Raw genomic sequence first — 614 nt, 5'->3', positions numbered from 1 at the left:
ACTACGCCTTCTAATAATTTTTGACTATCTTTATCTACTTTTGTAATTTCTACATTTCCCTTGTCTAACATTTCGTTTTCTACTGTTAAAGCAAGAGATTTTGTCATGCCTTTTTCAATTTGGAAAATAATCGAATCTACTAATTGTTTATATCCTTTTGGTGCTTTTACTTCTATTAACTTGTATGTGCCGACTGATAAATTAGTAACTTGTGCTTGTCCTTTTTTATCTGTCGTTATTTTAGCGACTACTTGTCCTGCTTCATCTTGAATTTCAAAGACTGCATCAGCTAAAACATCTTTATTTTCTTTATCTACTTTTGTAATTTCTACATTTCCTGTATCTACTAATTCATTTTCTACTGTTAGCTTTAATGCTGTTACTCTACCCTTTTCAATGTCGAATGAAATTGGCTTTTCTAGTGGTTTGTATCCTGCCGGTGTTTCTACTTCCACCAACTCATACTTCCCAATAGGTAAATCTGAAACGTTTGCTTTTCCTTCTTTATCCGTCGTTACTTTCGTAACTACTTTTCCTTTTGAATCACGTACTTCAAATACAACATTTTCTAATGGAGCTTTACTATCTTTATCTATTTTTGTTATCTCTACATT

At 31.8% G+C, this 614-nt stretch carries 1 protein-coding gene; it reads right to left on the bottom strand.

The window, feature by feature from the left end; all coding sequences use genetic code 11:
- A partial coding sequence (locus MR167_RS31660) for an MSCRAMM family protein (RefSeq protein WP_255787530.1) occupies nt 1–614 on the bottom strand: 614 nt, incomplete at both ends.

Origin of the sequence: Bacillus cereus group sp. BfR-BA-01355, from assembly GCF_022663675.1 — a bacterium.
Lineage (GTDB): Bacteria > Bacillota > Bacilli > Bacillales > Bacillaceae_G > Bacillus_A > Bacillus_A thuringiensis_S.
Note: the sequence above shows the minus strand (reverse complement) of the source record. Positions and strands in the feature narration are given on the sequence as shown.